The 14,477-nt window shown below is 31.0% G+C and carries 19 protein-coding genes and 2 tRNA genes; 10 read left to right on the top strand and 11 right to left on the bottom strand.

Translation table 11 applies throughout. The features are described 5' to 3' along the window. Positions 1 to 68 precede the first annotated feature (68 nt). Positions 69 to 1,415 (top strand): metalloprotease PmbA, encoded by a 1,347-nt coding sequence (gene pmbA / locus CF66_RS03840; protein WP_034411745.1) that lies wholly within the window; start codon positions 69 to 71, stop codon positions 1,413 to 1,415. Positions 1,416 to 1,429: 14 nt separating this feature from the next. Here the strand turns inward: pmbA and CF66_RS04745 are convergent, their stop codons facing one another. The 7 genes from CF66_RS04745 to CF66_RS03805 all read right to left on the bottom strand — a co-directional run bounded on the left by CF66_RS04745 (position 1,430) and on the right by CF66_RS03805 (position 6,030). Then, positions 1,430 to 1,582, bottom strand: a complete 153-nt coding sequence (locus CF66_RS04745; protein WP_155993933.1) for an HPF/RaiA family ribosome-associated protein — start codon at positions 1,580 to 1,582, stop codon at positions 1,430 to 1,432. A gap of 161 nt (positions 1,583 to 1,743) precedes the next feature. Beyond that, positions 1,744 to 2,469, bottom strand: coding sequence for an LPS export ABC transporter ATP-binding protein (gene lptB, locus CF66_RS03830; protein WP_016503872.1), 726 nt, complete (start codon positions 2,467 to 2,469; stop codon positions 1,744 to 1,746). Between the two features lie 4 nt (positions 2,470 to 2,473). Continuing rightward, positions 2,474 to 2,977 carry a lipopolysaccharide transport periplasmic protein LptA gene (gene lptA, locus CF66_RS03825; RefSeq protein WP_016503873.1) on the bottom strand — a complete coding sequence of 168 codons (504 nt, stop codon included), beginning with the start codon at positions 2,975 to 2,977 and terminating at the stop codon, positions 2,474 to 2,476. Further along, positions 2,958 to 3,524 (bottom strand): LPS export ABC transporter periplasmic protein LptC, encoded by a 567-nt coding sequence (lptC, locus tag CF66_RS03820; protein WP_016503874.1) that lies wholly within the window; start codon positions 3,522 to 3,524, stop codon positions 2,958 to 2,960. Before lptC ends, lptA begins: the two co-directional genes overlap by 20 nt. 11 nt (positions 3,525 to 3,535) lie before the next feature. Beyond that, on the bottom strand, positions 3,536 to 4,072 hold the full coding sequence (kdsC, locus tag CF66_RS03815) for a 3-deoxy-manno-octulosonate-8-phosphatase KdsC (RefSeq protein ID WP_034411743.1): 537 nt from the start codon (positions 4,070 to 4,072) through the stop codon (positions 3,536 to 3,538). After that, positions 4,072 to 5,046: a KpsF/GutQ family sugar-phosphate isomerase gene (locus tag CF66_RS03810; protein ID WP_016503876.1), complete on the bottom strand. Its 975-nt coding sequence runs from the start codon at positions 5,044 to 5,046 to the stop codon at positions 4,072 to 4,074. Before CF66_RS03810 ends, kdsC begins: the two co-directional genes overlap by 1 nt. A gap of 21 nt (positions 5,047 to 5,067) precedes the next feature. Next, the gene (locus CF66_RS03805) at positions 5,068 to 6,030 is read right to left on the bottom strand and encodes a calcium/sodium antiporter (RefSeq protein ID WP_034411741.1); all 963 of its coding nucleotides are present in this window, start codon (positions 6,028 to 6,030) and stop codon (positions 5,068 to 5,070) included. A 232-nt stretch (positions 6,031 to 6,262) separates the two neighbouring features. Here CF66_RS03805 and CF66_RS03800 point away from each other — a divergent pair, with 232 nt between their 5' ends. The 8 genes from CF66_RS03800 to CF66_RS03765 all read left to right on the top strand — a co-directional run bounded on the left by CF66_RS03800 (position 6,263) and on the right by CF66_RS03765 (position 11,667). Then, complete coding sequence (locus CF66_RS03800) at positions 6,263 to 7,072, top strand: ATP-binding cassette domain-containing protein (RefSeq protein WP_034411794.1); 810 nt, start codon at positions 6,263 to 6,265, stop codon at positions 7,070 to 7,072. Continuing rightward, entirely contained in the window at positions 7,066 to 7,860 is a 795-nt protein-coding gene (gene mlaE, locus CF66_RS03795) for a lipid asymmetry maintenance ABC transporter permease subunit MlaE (RefSeq protein ID WP_016503879.1), read from the top strand. The genes CF66_RS03800 and mlaE overlap by 7 nt, the downstream gene beginning before the upstream one ends. Before the next feature lie 2 nt (positions 7,861 to 7,862). Beyond that, on the top strand, positions 7,863 to 8,336 hold the full coding sequence (gene mlaD, locus CF66_RS03790; RefSeq protein ID WP_016503880.1) for an outer membrane lipid asymmetry maintenance protein MlaD: 474 nt from the start codon (positions 7,863 to 7,865) through the stop codon (positions 8,334 to 8,336). Between the two features lie 3 nt (positions 8,337 to 8,339). After that, positions 8,340 to 8,978: an ABC transporter substrate-binding protein gene (locus CF66_RS03785; RefSeq protein WP_016503881.1), complete on the top strand. Its 639-nt coding sequence runs from the start codon at positions 8,340 to 8,342 to the stop codon at positions 8,976 to 8,978. A 6-nt stretch (positions 8,979 to 8,984) separates the two neighbouring features. After that, complete coding sequence (locus tag CF66_RS03780) at positions 8,985 to 9,296, top strand: STAS domain-containing protein (RefSeq protein ID WP_034411737.1); 312 nt, start codon at positions 8,985 to 8,987, stop codon at positions 9,294 to 9,296. A 12-nt stretch (positions 9,297 to 9,308) separates the two neighbouring features. Beyond that, entirely contained in the window at positions 9,309 to 9,581 is a 273-nt protein-coding gene (locus CF66_RS03775; RefSeq protein ID WP_016503883.1) for a BolA family protein, read from the top strand. Beyond that, positions 9,581 to 10,843, top strand: a complete 1,263-nt coding sequence (gene murA / locus CF66_RS03770) for a UDP-N-acetylglucosamine 1-carboxyvinyltransferase (RefSeq protein ID WP_016503884.1) — start codon at positions 9,581 to 9,583, stop codon at positions 10,841 to 10,843. Before CF66_RS03775 ends, murA begins: the two co-directional genes overlap by 1 nt. A gap of 101 nt (positions 10,844 to 10,944) precedes the next feature. Next, the gene (locus CF66_RS03765) at positions 10,945 to 11,667 is read left to right on the top strand and encodes a 1-acylglycerol-3-phosphate O-acyltransferase (RefSeq protein WP_034411735.1); all 723 of its coding nucleotides are present in this window, start codon (positions 10,945 to 10,947) and stop codon (positions 11,665 to 11,667) included. A 117-nt stretch (positions 11,668 to 11,784) separates the two neighbouring features. Here the strand turns inward: CF66_RS03765 and CF66_RS03760 are convergent. The 4 genes from CF66_RS03760 to mutY form a co-directional block, all read right to left on the bottom strand. After that, positions 11,785 to 11,860: transfer RNA gene (locus CF66_RS03760), tRNA-Asn, on the bottom strand. A gap of 54 nt (positions 11,861 to 11,914) precedes the next feature. After that, positions 11,915 to 11,990, bottom strand: a tRNA-Phe gene (locus CF66_RS03755). 215 nt (positions 11,991 to 12,205) lie between these two features. Continuing rightward, a complete protein-coding gene (locus CF66_RS03750; protein ID WP_016503886.1) occupies positions 12,206 to 12,481 on the bottom strand; it encodes an oxidative damage protection protein in 276 nt (91 codons plus the stop codon). A gap of 24 nt (positions 12,482 to 12,505) precedes the next feature. Beyond that, positions 12,506 to 13,552: an A/G-specific adenine glycosylase gene (gene mutY, locus CF66_RS03745; RefSeq protein WP_034411733.1), complete on the bottom strand. Its 1,047-nt coding sequence runs from the start codon at positions 13,550 to 13,552 to the stop codon at positions 12,506 to 12,508. 195 nt (positions 13,553 to 13,747) lie between these two features. On the opposite strand from mutY, the gene trmB reads away from it, so the two are divergent. Continuing rightward, positions 13,748 to 14,470: a tRNA (guanosine(46)-N7)-methyltransferase TrmB gene (gene trmB / locus CF66_RS03740; RefSeq protein WP_016503888.1), complete on the top strand. Its 723-nt coding sequence runs from the start codon at positions 13,748 to 13,750 to the stop codon at positions 14,468 to 14,470. Positions 14,471 to 14,477 lie beyond the last annotated feature (7 nt).

Genomic DNA, 14,477 nt, shown 5'->3' with positions numbered 1-14,477 from the left:
TATGTTCTGTTATATTGTAGTACATGTTATTCTAATTAAAATAATTAAAATAAATATTAAGATTTAATATGGATTTAGAACAACAAATTACTCAGCAACGTATTGAATTAGAATTAATAGCTTTAAAAGCTTTAAAGATCGCTTCAATAACCGCTAATGCCTGTGAAGTTACTATTACAAAATCAACAGGTTTAAGTGTTTCTAGTCTGATGTGTGCAGTAGAAAATATTGAATTTATGAATGATTCTATTCTTAAAGTTACTGTTTATAAAGGAAAAAGAAAAGGGAGCGCATCGACATCTGAATTAAGTATGAAAGCAATTCAAATGACAATAGCAGCAGCATTAGATATTGCTCAATATACTTCTGAGGATTTATATTCAGGTTTAGCTTCAAAAGAGCTAATGGTTCAAAATATTCCAGAACTTGATTTATTTTGTCCAGATATATTAGATCCTAATTCTGCATCTAAAATTGCAATTACAGCAGAAAAAAAAGCCTTATCTTATAATGATAAAATTAAGCAAAGTAATGGTGCAAATTTTGATGTTTGCTACGGTATTAAAGTTTATGGGAATAGTTATGATTTAATTGCAAGTTATCTATTTAGTCAATATCAAATGAGTTGCTCTATAATTGCTCAAGGGGAGAACTCGGAAATGGAATGTGACTATGGTTATAGTATTGCCCGTCATAAAAGTGATTTATTAGCGCCAGAAATTGTTGGTAGAGAGGCAGCTTTTAAAGTAGTAAATCGTTTGGGTGCTAAAAAACTAATTACTGGTACATATCCAGTAATGTTTTCCGCTGATATTGCTTCAGGATTAATTGCTCACTTAGCAAGAGCTATTAGTGGCGAAAGTTTGCATAGAAAATCTTCATTTTTGCTCGGTTATCTTGGTAAACAGATATTTCCAAAATGGTTTAACATTTCAGAAGATCCTCATGTTTTAAGAGGGTTAGGCTCTAAACCATTTGATAATGAAGGTTTATATACTAAAAATTGCCAGATTATTAGTAATGGTATCTTAATGACTTACCTATTATCAAGTTATTCTGCTCGTAAAATGAATATGATTGAGACTGGACATACAGCTGGTATTCATAATTGGTTTATACAATGCATTAATAAGAAAAAAAAATCTCAAATGCTAACAGAATTAGATACAGGTTTGTTAGTTACTGAAGTAATAGGTCAGGGTGTAAATATTGTTACTGGTAATTACTCTCGAGGAGCTGTTGGTTTTTGGGTGAAAAATGGGCAAGTTGAACATCCAGTTTCAGAAATAACAATTGCAAGTAATTTGAAAGACATGTTTAGAAATATTGTTGCTATTGGTAACGATGTGGACACGCGTTCAAAGATTCAAACTGGCTCTATTCTAGTAGAATCTATGAAAATAGCAGGTAACTGAAAAGTTAGTGATTACTAATTGTTTAATTTTGATTTATTGAGCTGCTTAATAAGTTTATCTACATCTACAAGTAAGTCAATAGAAGCATACATATTTTCATTGGTTGCTTCTGCATGTATACAATCGATGATTGATATAGTAGTATAGCTTCGGCTATTTTTTTTCAATACGCAAGATCACTTGAATATTATTAATTTTATAAAAGTAACACTATTGCTTTATTCGCTTTCTCACAGCTTCAATATCATCAAGTTCAATATTATCGAGTAAATGAAGGATTCATTTAGTATTTTTCACTTAATCTATATATTATTTTATTTTGATTGAATTATAGACGGAACTGTTCTCCTAAATACACTTGTTTTACCTTAGTATTATTTAAAATATCTGTTGGTGTCCCTTCTGCAATTAAATGTCCTTGACTAACTATGTATGCTTTTTCACATACATCTAGAGTTTCACGTACATTATGATCAGTAATAAGTACACCTAATCCTCTATTTTTTAGGTATTTAATAATTTTTTTTATATCAATAACTGAAATTGGATCAACACCAGCAAATGGTTCATCAAGCAAAATAAATTGTGGATTTACTGCTAGCGCGCGAGCTATTTCTACTCGACGACGCTCACCACCAGATAAAGCCATACCTAGAATTTTTCGAATATGTTGAATTTGGAATTCTTCTAATAAATTTTCAAGTTTATCTTGATATTCTTCATTAGTCATATTTTTGCAGGTTTCCAATATAGCCATGATATTATCTTCCACAGTTAGTTTGCGAAAAATAGAGGCTTCTTGCGGAAGATAACCTATTCCCATTCTAGAACGGTTATGAATTGGGAGAAGACTGATATCTTTTCCATCAATAGTTATTTTCCCTTCATCTCTAGAAACTAATCCAAGAATCATATAAAAAGAAGTGGTTTTGCCAGCCCCATTTGGACCTAGTAATCCAACTATTTGTTTAGATTCTACTTGTAGGCTAACATCAAATACTACTTGGCGTTCTTTATACTTTTTAGCTAAATGTTCTGCTTTTAAAATTGCCATTAATTTATTTTTTTATAATTTTAGGTTGAAGTGTTGTACTGACTCGATTATTAATATTGCCATTAACAACTAATTTTTGGTTAGCAATATTATAATAGATCTTATTTCCACGAATAATACTATTTTCTTGTGATAGCATTGCACGTTCGCTAATAATAAGTTGATTATCAATTATATTGTAATATAATTCCTCAGCTTCTCCATATAGAATTTTACCATCATCTCTAAGTTGAGAGAATGTTGCTAAGTTTCCATAACCTTCAATTTTTTGAATGGTACTATTATCTTTATCTAAAATTATAATGATTTTTTCTGCATGAATACTAAGGTCACCCTGTTTAAGCTTAACATCTCCTAGGAATGTAACTTCGTTACTTTGCATATCTAATCGTTGACTATTAGAATTAATATAAACAGGGTGATTTTGATTAGTTAAAAGTGCACTTGTAGTACCGTTTGGTATTAATAATAAGAAAAGTGAAAAAAGGCTAAGATATAAAAAATTCATATTGACCTTTTACTTTTTTAGAAAGAATTGCAGTGTTTTTTATAAAGTTTCCTTTCATCTCTTGTCCCTCTATTTTAAATTTTTGACCAATAAATACTACGTGATCATGCGACCAAAAATTTTTATTATTAAGTTCAATATTTAGTTCTTTTGTTGACATTACATCAAATACTGATTGAACAAGTAAATTTTTTGCTAGAACATTATCATATAAGGTAAGTATTCGGTTTTCATATAACAATGCTTTATCTGAGCTAATTTCCCATTCCTGAATTTGCCCATTTTTATATATTTTTAAAACAGGAAATTCAAATTCAGTTTCACCACTTTTAGGGAAATACTTAAGATGTTTAGAAGTGATGATATGACTACGAATTCCTTCTTCTGTATAAAAGATATTTTCCATATTCTTACTACGAAACATTGGTATTTGTTTATTTGAAGTTATGTACCTATTAATTTTTTCTTCTTTTTTTTCGAATAAATAATAAATTGAGTAAGAGGCTGATAAAATTAGTATAATGTAAACAATATGAGATAAGTTCATACACTAAAGCCTTATATATTTAATTTATTACGTGATTGGAGAATTAAATCACATACTTCACGAATAGCACCATATCCACCTTTCATTTTAGTTATGTAATTTGCATGTTTTGCAAGTAATGGGTGTCCATCAGCTACGCAAATTGACAATGCTACTTTCTGCATTACGGGCAAGTCAGTTAGATCGTCACCAACATATCCTATTTTTGTTGAATCCAAGTTTAGTTTTTTACATATACTTTGATATGTTTCAAGCTTATTATCCCGTCCTTGGTAAACATGTACAATACCGAGGTCTTTCATACGTTCTTCGACAATTTTAGATTGTCGAGTGGTTATGATAGCGATTTCAACGCCAATATTCATCAATAATTTAACTCCATATCCATCTCTGGCATGAAAGGTTTTTATTTCTTCAAAATTATTACTCATATAAATCAAGCCATTAGAAAATACTCCATCTATATCACAAACTAGCAATTCAATTTGTTTTGCGATTTTAATGAGTTTTTCTTCTACTGAACCATAAAGAGTTTTGACTATTTTCATTATATTATCCCTGCTTTTAGGAGATCATGCATATTTAAAGCTCCTATAAGGTTATTTTTATCACATAAAATTAGTGAGTTAATATTTTTTTTCTGCATTAAATTTAGCCCTTCTAAAGCTAGCGTATTAGGATGGATGCTAATTGGATTTTTATTCATTACCTCACCAATAGTAGTATGATGAATATCAATGCGTTTATCAAAAATACGACGTAAATCACCATCTGTAAATATACCAAGCAAATGTTTTTTTTGATCAGTAATAGTTGTCATACCTAATCCTTTTTGAGTAATTTCAATTAAAGCTTCACAGATTAGTGTATTTGCTGTTACCATCGGAAGTTCTTCATTTGAATGCATTATATCGGATAGTTTTAGTAACAGTTTTCTTCCTAACATACCTCCTGGATGAGATAAGGCAAAATCTTTAGCAGTAAATCCACGAGCCTCTAGTAGTGCTACTGCAAGAGCATCTCCCATTACTAAAGTTGCTGTTGTGCTAGATGTTGGAACTAACCCTAGCGTACATGCTTCTTTGTGTACTGTTGTTTTTAGGTGAATATTAGATAATTGCGCTATGTTGGAATTTGGTTTACTTGTTATGCTAATAACTCGAATATTTAAATGTTTTAATACTGGAAAAAGTGAAAGAATTTCTTTAGATTCTCCAGAGTTAGAAAGTACTAGGACAATATCTTCAGGATCAATCATGCCCAAATCTCCATGCGCAGCTTCACCTGGATGAACAAAAAAAGCTGGTGTTCCAGTACTAGCAAGAGTTGATGCTAATTTATTTCCAATATGACCAGATTTTCCTATTCCCATAACTACAATTTTCCCTTGATTCGAGTAAATCATGTTACATGCTGCAATAAATGCACAATCAAAATTATTTTCAAGTTGTTTTAGTGTTGCAATTTCTGTTGCTAAAACCTGTTTAGCTATTTTACAGTAATCAAAAGTAGTAGATGACATAAAATTTCTCCATGAACTAAGCTATATGTGTATGTTTATAATTAAATAAATTTGATAACTAACGAATAGAATAAATAGCAAAGTGCCTGAGATAAAATTAATACTACGCGATTTACCGAGTGCCATTATGATAAACAATAGTGATAGTCCAAGCATTATCCAAAAATCTCGTTTCATTGCGTATTCATTTAAAATAGAAGGGTTTAAAACTCCAAGAGTGCCTAAAACAGCTAAAATATTAAAAATATTGGACCCAACTATATTTCCAACAAGCATATCCGTTTCATTTTTAATTCCGGCCATTAGCGATGTAGCAAGCTCTGGAAGGCTAGTGCCAACTGCAATGATAGTAAGACCTATAACCAGATCGCTCATACCTAAGTATTTAGCGATAATTAAGGCGTTATGAATCAAATTATTTGCTGAAATTGGTAGTATTATTAAGCTAATAGCTATCCATACTATAGATCGTATACTATGAGTTTTTTTAGGAATTTTAAGTTCTTTTTTCTTAAATGATGCATTGTTATCTTTTTTTTTACGATTAGTATGTAACACTATTACTATGAAGGTACTGAACATACAAAACAACAATATGCTTTCATAAAAGCTTAAGTAATTATCCCAAAGGATTACGCCTGCTACGATGATTGCTAGCATCATTAATGGGAATTCTTGACGTATCATAGAATCTTTAATAGATAAAGGTTTTATCATTGCAGTAAGACCTAGTATGAGAGCAATATTAGTTATATTTGAACCAAGTACATTACCTACTGCTGTATCAGTTTTTCCATCTAGAGCAGCTGTAGCAGATAATACCATTTCAGGAGCTGATGAACCAATTGCTAGGATAGTAGTGCCAATTACAAGCGGAGAAATTCCAGCATTTCTGGCTAAATTAGAGGCTCCAGAGATCAATCTATCTGCGCTCCATATTAAAAAAAGAAAAGCAATCATGAGGAGTAGGATAGTTTTAATCATACTAATTTTAAACTCAATAAAAATAATGATTCATTTTACTTATGACATTATGCTTAAGCAAATTAAAGAAGGTCTTTATGAAACTATTACTCCTAATAGTAAACTTTTAAGTTTTTATTAGTTAAGAACCTTCTTATTTAAAGATTTTTACCGACTTTATCTTAATGCGTTTGTGATTGTCAATTTTCATGTGTGTTAAAACATAGAAAGGATAGATGGAAAAATGGACCTTATGCAAGTAGGCAATCTTATTAGAATAAGAAATTTATCTTTTTCATCGTCTGAAAAAAAAATATTAGATAACATTAGCTTAAATATTCCTAAAGGTAAAATTACTGCACTTATAGGACCTTCTGGTATTGGAAAAACTACTTTATTACGTCTCATTGCTGGACAGTTGATTCCTGATTCTGGTGAAATTTGGTTTTGTAATGAAAATATTCCATCTTTAAGCAGAAATAAACTTTATCAAGTACGTAAAAAAATGAGTATGTTATTTCAATCTAATGCACTTTTTACAGACCTTAGTGTTTTCGATAACATTGCTTTTCCACTTAGAAAACATACTCAGCTTGATGAAGAATTGATTCGAACATTAGTACTTTTAAAACTAGAATCAGTCAGTCTCCGTCCTGTTGCTAATCTCATGCCAAATGAATTATCAGGAGGGATGGCTCGTCGTGTCGCATTAGCTCGTTCCATTGCTCTTGATCCATACTTAATTATGTATGATGAACCTTTTGTTGGTCAAGATCCTATAATGATGGCTGTGTTGATGAAGTTAATTTATAGTTTAAACCATGCTCTTGGTATGACATCAGTGTTAGTTTCTCATGATATTGCTGAAGTTATGAGTATTGCTAATTGGGTTTATCTATTAGTAGATGGAAAAGTAATTGCTAAAGGTTCTCCAGAAGAACTTAGAAACAATTCTAATATGTATGTACAAAATTTTTTACAAGGGATCTTCATGAATTCCTCATTAACATATTCCTATCATACTGCTATTAATATTGAAAAGGATCTGTTTCAATCATGCTAGTTTTATTCCAATTTCTTTCTTATATTGGTCAAAGAACTATTTCTATTTGTAGAACATTTGGTCGTGCTAGTTTAATGTTATTTGGTGCAGTAATTCCTTTATCGATCAAAAAAATAGGGAAAAGTTCAGAATTGCTTATTAAACAACTTTACATTGTTGGTGTTCAGTCTATTGCAGTTATAGTAGTAGCTGGATTATTTATCGGTATGGTTTTAAGTTTTCAAGGTTATATGGTTTTAGTTGATTATGGTGCAGAAAGTGTTTTAGGGAAGATGGTAGTTTTATCTTTATTGCGAGAACTTGGTCCAGTTATAACGGCTTTATTGTTTGCTGGTAGAGCTGGCTCGGCTTTAACTGCTGAAATTAGTTTAATGAAAGCTACTGACCAGTTATCTAGCTTAGAAATCATGGCAGTAGATCCACTAAAATATATTATTGCTCCCCGTTTTTTAGCAGGTTTGATTTCAATGCCGTTTTTAGCAATGATTTTTGTAGTAGTAGGTATATGGGGCGCTCAATTAGTAGGTGTTTATTGGCAGGGAATGGATCATGCTAGTTTTTGGTCAGCGATTCAATCTTCGATAGAATTAACTAAAGATCTTGGTAAAAGTTTAATAAAATGTTTAATTTTTTCAGTTACAGTAACTTGGATTGCTTTATTTAATGGGTATGATTCGAATCCAACTTCTGAGGGAATTGGTCATGCTACGACTCGTACTGTAGTTCATTCATCTTTAGCTATTTTAGTATTGGATTTTGGACTTACGGTATTGATGTTTAGGAATTAATTATGAAACAGATACGTAAAGTGGAGCTATTAGTAGGTAGTTTTATATTGATAGGAAGTTGTGCAATTTTATTGATGTTTGTTCAACTTGCTAATTTCACAGGGATAGATTCAAAAGATGTATATACTTTGAAAGCGAAATTTGAAAATATTGGTAACTTAAAAGTTCGTTCTCCAGTTAAAGTATCTGGGGTAGTGGTAGGACGAGTAGCAGACATATATTTAGATGTTAACACCTTAATTCCTGTAGTTTCGATGGAGATTAACTCTCAATATAACCAGTTCTCAGATACTTCAAGCCTTAGAATTTTAACTTCTGGTTTAATTGGTGATCAATATATAGGTTTGTTTCCCGGTTTTCTTTTTGATGGTCAAAAAACTTTAGTTGATGGTGATTTAATTGAAGATACTAATTCAGCGTTAGTTTTAGAAGATTTAATTAGTCATTTTCTTTATTCTATTGAAAAGGAGAAGTAAGAAATGCATAAAAAACTTTGTTTGATTATTTGTTTGGTGTTGACGTTTTCAGCATTAGGAAAAATTAACATAATAATTGATAAAACGAATCCTTATCAGATGATAGATCTAGTTTCTTCACGTCTGTTTAGTCGACTTAAGGTTGAACAAAATAAAATTCATACAAATCCTGAACACTTAAAAATCATTGTTGAAGAAGAGTTAATGCCTTATGTTAATAGTCGATATGCATCATTTAAATTAATCGGTTCAGAATTAAAAAATATAAATCTTCAAGATTTACATATTTTTGTAACAGCGTTTCACAAGTACTTAGTTACTTTGTATGCTCAAGTTTTAACACAATATGCAGATCAAAAAATTGTACTAGAACCATCACCAAATTTAGATAATGAAAAGCGTATAATTGGTATTAAAATCAAAATGTTTGATATCTCCCATCCTACTATTGAGTTTCAGTTTAGATTGCGTAAAGATTTAAATTCAGGTGAATGGAGTGTATTTGATATTATTGTTGAAGGTATTAGTTTATTATCAAGCAAAAGAACCGAATGGAGTAGTAAAATTCGTAAAAATGGTTTAATTAATGTAGCTGAACAGCTTAGTGAGCTAGCAGAGCAGCGTATACAGCTTGAGACTTAAAGTATAATGACTTCTCATCCTCAATGGAGACAATTTAGTAATAGTTATATTAAATTGCTTGGTATACTAGACCATGATACTGTTCCTTCTCTTTGGTATTTTATTAAATCATGGAATTTTCAAGTTGAAAATTTAGAAATTTCTTTGGAGCAAGTAGCTAAGATTGATTCTACTGGTATGGTTATGTTACTTCACTTAATAAAGCATGCAAAGAAAAAAAACTGTCATATATTGCTTAGTTTTGTTTCTAAACAGTTAAATACTTTATTCCGAATAAATAAAATTGATTTTATAGTAGATAAGCATATTAAAAATTAAATAGGTTTAGAGATGTGCATAGATAGAATGAAAGTTCAACAGTTATTAAAAGAGAGCCTAAACCTTGAAAAGGTACATGTAAATGGTCAGGATCGTAATTATGAAGTAATTGCTATTGATATTCGGTTTAGTGGTATGACTTCAGTGAAGAGGCAACAATTAATTTATTTTCCTCTCATTAAGTATTTCCAAAATAATGATATTCACTCTGTTTCCATTAAAACTTTTACTCCAGATGAATGGGTAAATTACAGTACTTTAAACTGCTTATCAGGCATTAATTAGTGGAAAAGTTTAGAATAAAAGGTTCAGATGAACCATTAGACGGTGAGGTGATTATTTCTGGTGCAAAAAATGCAGCATTACCAATTTTATTTGCCTCTATTTTGGCAGAAGAACCTGTTGAAGTAAGTAATGTTCCTCATTTGCGTGATATTGATACTACTATAGAATTGCTTAGGCAATTAGGTGCTAAGGTAGAATGGAATGATTCTGTATATGTTGATTCAAGTAAAATTAGTTGGTACTGCGCTCCTTATGATTTAGTGAAGACTATGCGTGCTTCTATTTGGGTATTAGGTCCACTTTTAGCTCGTTTTGGTCAAGGTCAAGTATCTTTACCTGGTGGTTGTGCAATTGGTGCTCGTCCAGTCGATTTACATATTTATGGTTTAAAACAATTAGGCGCTACAATTACTCTTGAAGATGGTTACATTAAAGCAAATGTACATGGGCGATTGAAAGGAACTCATATTGTCATGAATAAAGTAAGTGTTGGTGCAACAATTACTATCATGTCTGCTGCTACTTTAGCAAAGGGGAAAACAGTGTTAGACAATGCAGCCTGTGAACCAGAAGTTGTTGATACAGCAATGTTTTTAAATACTTTAGGTGCCAAAATTGTAGGTTCAGGTACAAGAAGTATCTTAATTGAAGGAGTAAATAAACTTTCTGGAGGAAAGCATTCTGTAGTTGCTGATCGAATTGAAACTGGGACATTTCTTGTGGCGGCTGCTGTATCTAGTGGTAGAATTATATGTCGTAATACATATCCTTGTTTATTAGAAGGGGTTCTATCTAAATTAGAAGAAGCAGGTGCCTTAGTGGAGTCTGGTAAAAATTGGATTAGTATTAATATGACTAACCGTCGTTTAAAATCTGTAATAATTCATACTTCTCCATATCCTGGTTTTCCAACTGATATGCAGGCGCAGTTTACATTATTAAATATGTTAGCGAAAGTTGGTGGGGTGATTACTGAGAATATTTTTGAGAATCGTTTTATGCATATACCAGAGCTTATTCGAATGGGGGGCAAGGCAGAAATTAAAGGTAATACAGTTGTTTGTGGTGATATTGATAGGCTCAGCGGTGCACAAGTAATGGCAACTGATTTACGTGCTTCGGCTAGTTTAGTAATTGCAGGCTGTGTTGCTCAAGGTGAAACTATTGTTGATCGTATTTATCATATTGATCGAGGTTATGAAAATATCGAAGATAAATTATCATTGCTTGGTGCAAATATTGAGCGTTTTAATGATGAATAATTTACTTTACATAAATTATTACAATCACAGTTATTATAGATAGATTGAGTATTGTTTGTTATGCAAATTGGCTTTGTTATCTTTATTTTTAAGGAAAAGAAATGATTGCAATATTTCGTATTTTTATCATGATGTTTTGTTTACCTTTGATTTTTATATTTGGTTGTGCTTATTGTTTATTAAATCCACGTAATCCTAACCATGTATTTAATTTTGGTCGTTGTTTTAGCAAAATGTCTAAGATTTTTGGTATTAAAATCGATTTGCGTATGCCTAAAAATGCTTATTCTCGTGGTCAGTGTATTTATATTGCTAATCATCAAAATAATTGGGATATGGTTACTGTTTCTTCAGCTGTAACACCAAAAGTAGTAACAGTTGGTAAGAAAAGTTTAGTTTGGATCCCTTTATTCGGTCAGTTATATTGGCTTGCAGGAAATATTTTAATTGACCGTTTTAATCATTCAAAAGCAAGGTATATTATCAATCAGATAGTTAAGCGAATAAAGTATAGTGATATTTCTGTATGGATATTCCCTGAAGGAACTCGTTCTCGTGGTCGAGGACTGCTTCCATTTAAGATGGGAGCATTTCATGCTGCAGTTCTTGCTGGTGTGCCTATCATTCCTATTGTATGTACTTCTACTACTGGGATTAGATTAAATCGTTGGAATAACGGTTATGTGATTGTTGAAATATTGTCGCCAGTTTCTACTGAAAAATATAATAGCCACAATGTTCGTGAACTTGCTAAGATTTGTCATTTAAAAATGAAAGATAAGCTTTTTATTCTTAACCGAGAAGCAGAATTATTAAATCGATAAATATCCTTAGGAAGGAAGAATGAAATAAAAGGAATCAATCGTAAAATGTTAATTTTATATATTCATGTAAACTATTAATTTAATCTCAATAGCTGAATATTGCTTATCGAAAAAGGTTGGCTCCCCCTGCAGGACTCGAACCTGCGACATACGGATTAACAGTCCGCCGTTCTACCAACTGAACTAAGGAGGAACAGGAATAATAAATACAAGCTATCAGTTAACAATTTTATCTATCTGAAAATGATGGTGCCTCGAGGCGGAATTGAACCACCGACACGAGGATTTTCAGTCCTCTGCTCTACCGACTGAGCTATCGAGGCAAAACATGTACAATAAACAGGCACCTCAACAAAAACTGTTGTTCACCTAATAGACAGATCTCGTAAGAAAACTAATTTTATATAATATTCTGACTAAAATTTGCATATTTTAAATATGCCTAGAAACGCAGATATTAAACGAATTTTCTTTTCTTTAGTCAACATTTTTTTTAAAAGTTTTAAATTATTTGCTCTAAAATGTGCTTTAGTTTCCTTTATTGATTTTTGATACTCTGTATATCCTTAATAGATATATTCTTTCCTTTAAATAAAAAATCAACCATTTCTGATTCTAATAATTTAAGATGTTTTAAATTCATCGTGTTAAGTTGTTTTTCGTTAATTATCATAGTTTGTTTATTTTTCCAAAGTGACCAAGCTTCTTTTGAAATATTTTCAAAAATCCGTTTTCCTAGTTCACCAGGATAAAGTTGAAAATCCATTCCCTCTGCATTTTTTTTAAGTCGAATACAATAAATAATGCGCCCCATAATTATTCCTCTTATAAACCGAAATTATTCGCAAGGCAACCTTTCCAATAAATATTTTATTGGAGTTGCTAATCCAATTTTTTTAGGTTTCAGCAAGTCATACCAAATCCCTTTATGAACTTCAATTTTCCATATTGGCAATGTAGATAACTTTACTAAACTTGGTGTAATATAAAGTTGATAGTGAGAAAAAGTATGTTTGAATGAAATTAACTTAGTAAGTTGTAAAATATCTTTATAAGATATTTTATACGAATCTAGTTGACTTTCAATTTTAGGGTTATTAGCTTCAGGGAAGCTAAATAACCCTGCCCAAACTCCACTAGTTGGACGTTGTTCTAACCACACTAAATTCTTATATTGTAGTATTGTAAAATAAACCTTTTTTACTGATTTTTCTCTCTTTATTTTTTTGCTTGGATAATTTAATGGATTGCCTTTTTTATAAGAAATGCAATACTGATTTATTGGACATAATAGACACTTAGGTTTAGCCCGTGTACATATCATTGCTCCTATATCCATCATTGCTTGGTTATATTTATCAGTATTTTTTTGAGGTGTATACTTTTCAGCATATTTCCATAAAGTATTTTCTATCTTTTTTTCTCCTGGCCATCCTTTAATTGCGAAGCAACGAGTTAGTATTCGTTTAATATTTCCATCTAAAATTGGATATGTTTTATTATATACTGAAGAAATTATAGCACCAGCGGTTGAACGACCTATACCAGGCAGTGCATTTATTGCTTTTATATTCTTTGGAAATTGTCCATTATATTCTTTCTGTATAATTTTTGCTGTTTTATGTAAATTTATAGCTCTAGAATAATAGCCTAGTCCACTCCATAAATGAAGAACTATATCTTGTTCAGCATTAGCTAACTTTATAAGATTTGGAAAGGTTTTTATAAATCGAATATAATAGGGAATGACAGTAGATACTTGAGTTTGTTGCAACATAATTTCTGATAACCAAACAGTATAGTCAGTCTTGTTTTTTTGCCAAGGCAGATTTTTTCGACCAAACTTGCAATACCATTCTAAGATAGATTGTGAAAAATGGGTCATTTTTAGGTGTTTATTTATAAGATATATAAATATATATGGGTAATTATATGATTATTATCTTTAAGGTTTCCGATCGAATTATAATTAATTAGCTAAACAAAGGTTTTCCGATGTTTTTCAAATTAGACTATAATGATTTTCAATATTGTTCAATACAATTAAATTTTTTATGAGATAAGAATCAAGTACTAAATTATGGTAAATAAAGTAATTACAAATGAGTATTTCAAAAATGGAAAAAGAATACGAAAAGTACATAGTTTTATGTGTCGAGGAGGTCGTTTAACTAAGTCTCAACAAAGTGCAATTAAGGAATGTTGGTCTGTAATGGGAATTAATTATCAAAATTGCTTTCTTGATTGGAATCAAGTATTTGGCAATTATAATCCTGTTATCTTAGAAATTGGATTTGGAATGGGAAAATCATTAGTTGCAATGGCTAAAAATGAATTAGAGAAAAATTTTTTTGGTATAGAAGTCTATGCTCCTGGTGTGGGCGCATGTCTTTCTTCTGCACGTGATGCTGGGTTGACTAATTTACGAATTATGCATTATGATGCAATCGAAGTGATGTCCTATATGATTCCTAATAATAGTTTGGATAGACTTCAGCTGTTTTTCCCTGATCCTTGGCATAAACGTCGTCATCATAAGCGTCGTATTATTAAATCTATGTTTGCTGAGACATGTCGATTAAAATTAAAAAGAGGGATCGGCATTTTACATATATTAACTGATTGGAAAAACTACGCTGAATATATAATTAAGATAATGGATGTTATTCCTGGTTTTTTAAATTTATCTGAAAACAATAACTATATTGCTCATCCAAGTGAACGTCCAGTAACTAAATTTGAAGTGCGTAGTCAGCGTTTAGGACATAAAATTTTAGAGATAAAGTATAAAAGGATAAATTGAGATTGCT

It is taken from the genome of Candidatus Photodesmus anomalopis, assembly GCF_000731785.2.
Lineage (GTDB): Bacteria > Pseudomonadota > Gammaproteobacteria > Enterobacterales > Vibrionaceae > Vibrio > Vibrio anomalopis.
This window is presented reverse-complemented; position numbering and strand designations above follow the sequence as displayed.

What these genes read in the sequence shown, in the direction of transcription:
- pmbA (WP_034411745.1), top strand. Translation starts at nt 69, where the DNA reads ATGGATTTAGAACAACAAATTACTCAGCAACGTATTGAATTAGAATTA.
- lptB (WP_016503872.1), bottom strand. Translation starts at nt 2,469, where the DNA reads ATGGCAATTTTAAAAGCAGAACATTTAGCTAAAAAGTATAAAGAACGC.
- lptA (WP_016503873.1), bottom strand. Translation starts at nt 2,977, where the DNA reads ATGAATTTTTTATATCTTAGCCTTTTTTCACTTTTCTTATTATTAATA.
- lptC (WP_016503874.1), bottom strand. Translation starts at nt 3,524, where the DNA reads ATGAACTTATCTCATATTGTTTACATTATACTAATTTTATCAGCCTCT.
- kdsC (WP_034411743.1), bottom strand. Translation starts at nt 4,072, where the DNA reads ATGAAAATAGTCAAAACTCTTTATGGTTCAGTAGAAGAAAAACTCATT.
- CF66_RS03810 (WP_016503876.1), bottom strand. Translation starts at nt 5,046, where the DNA reads ATGTCATCTACTACTTTTGATTACTGTAAAATAGCTAAACAGGTTTTA.
- CF66_RS03805 (WP_034411741.1), bottom strand. Translation starts at nt 6,030, where the DNA reads ATGATTAAAACTATCCTACTCCTCATGATTGCTTTTCTTTTTTTAATA.
- CF66_RS03800 (WP_034411794.1), top strand. Translation starts at nt 6,263, where the DNA reads ATGCAAGTAGGCAATCTTATTAGAATAAGAAATTTATCTTTTTCATCG.
- mlaE (WP_016503879.1), top strand. Translation starts at nt 7,066, where the DNA reads ATGCTAGTTTTATTCCAATTTCTTTCTTATATTGGTCAAAGAACTATT.
- mlaD (WP_016503880.1), top strand. Translation starts at nt 7,863, where the DNA reads ATGAAACAGATACGTAAAGTGGAGCTATTAGTAGGTAGTTTTATATTG.
- CF66_RS03785 (WP_016503881.1), top strand. Translation starts at nt 8,340, where the DNA reads ATGCATAAAAAACTTTGTTTGATTATTTGTTTGGTGTTGACGTTTTCA.
- CF66_RS03780 (WP_034411737.1), top strand. Translation starts at nt 8,985, where the DNA reads ATGACTTCTCATCCTCAATGGAGACAATTTAGTAATAGTTATATTAAA.
- CF66_RS03775 (WP_016503883.1), top strand. Translation starts at nt 9,309, where the DNA reads ATGTGCATAGATAGAATGAAAGTTCAACAGTTATTAAAAGAGAGCCTA.
- CF66_RS03765 (WP_034411735.1), top strand. Translation starts at nt 10,945, where the DNA reads ATGATTGCAATATTTCGTATTTTTATCATGATGTTTTGTTTACCTTTG.
- CF66_RS03750 (WP_016503886.1), bottom strand. Translation starts at nt 12,481, where the DNA reads ATGGGGCGCATTATTTATTGTATTCGACTTAAAAAAAATGCAGAGGGA.
- mutY (WP_034411733.1), bottom strand. Translation starts at nt 13,552, where the DNA reads ATGACCCATTTTTCACAATCTATCTTAGAATGGTATTGCAAGTTTGGT.
- trmB (WP_016503888.1), top strand. Translation starts at nt 13,748, where the DNA reads ATGGTAAATAAAGTAATTACAAATGAGTATTTCAAAAATGGAAAAAGA.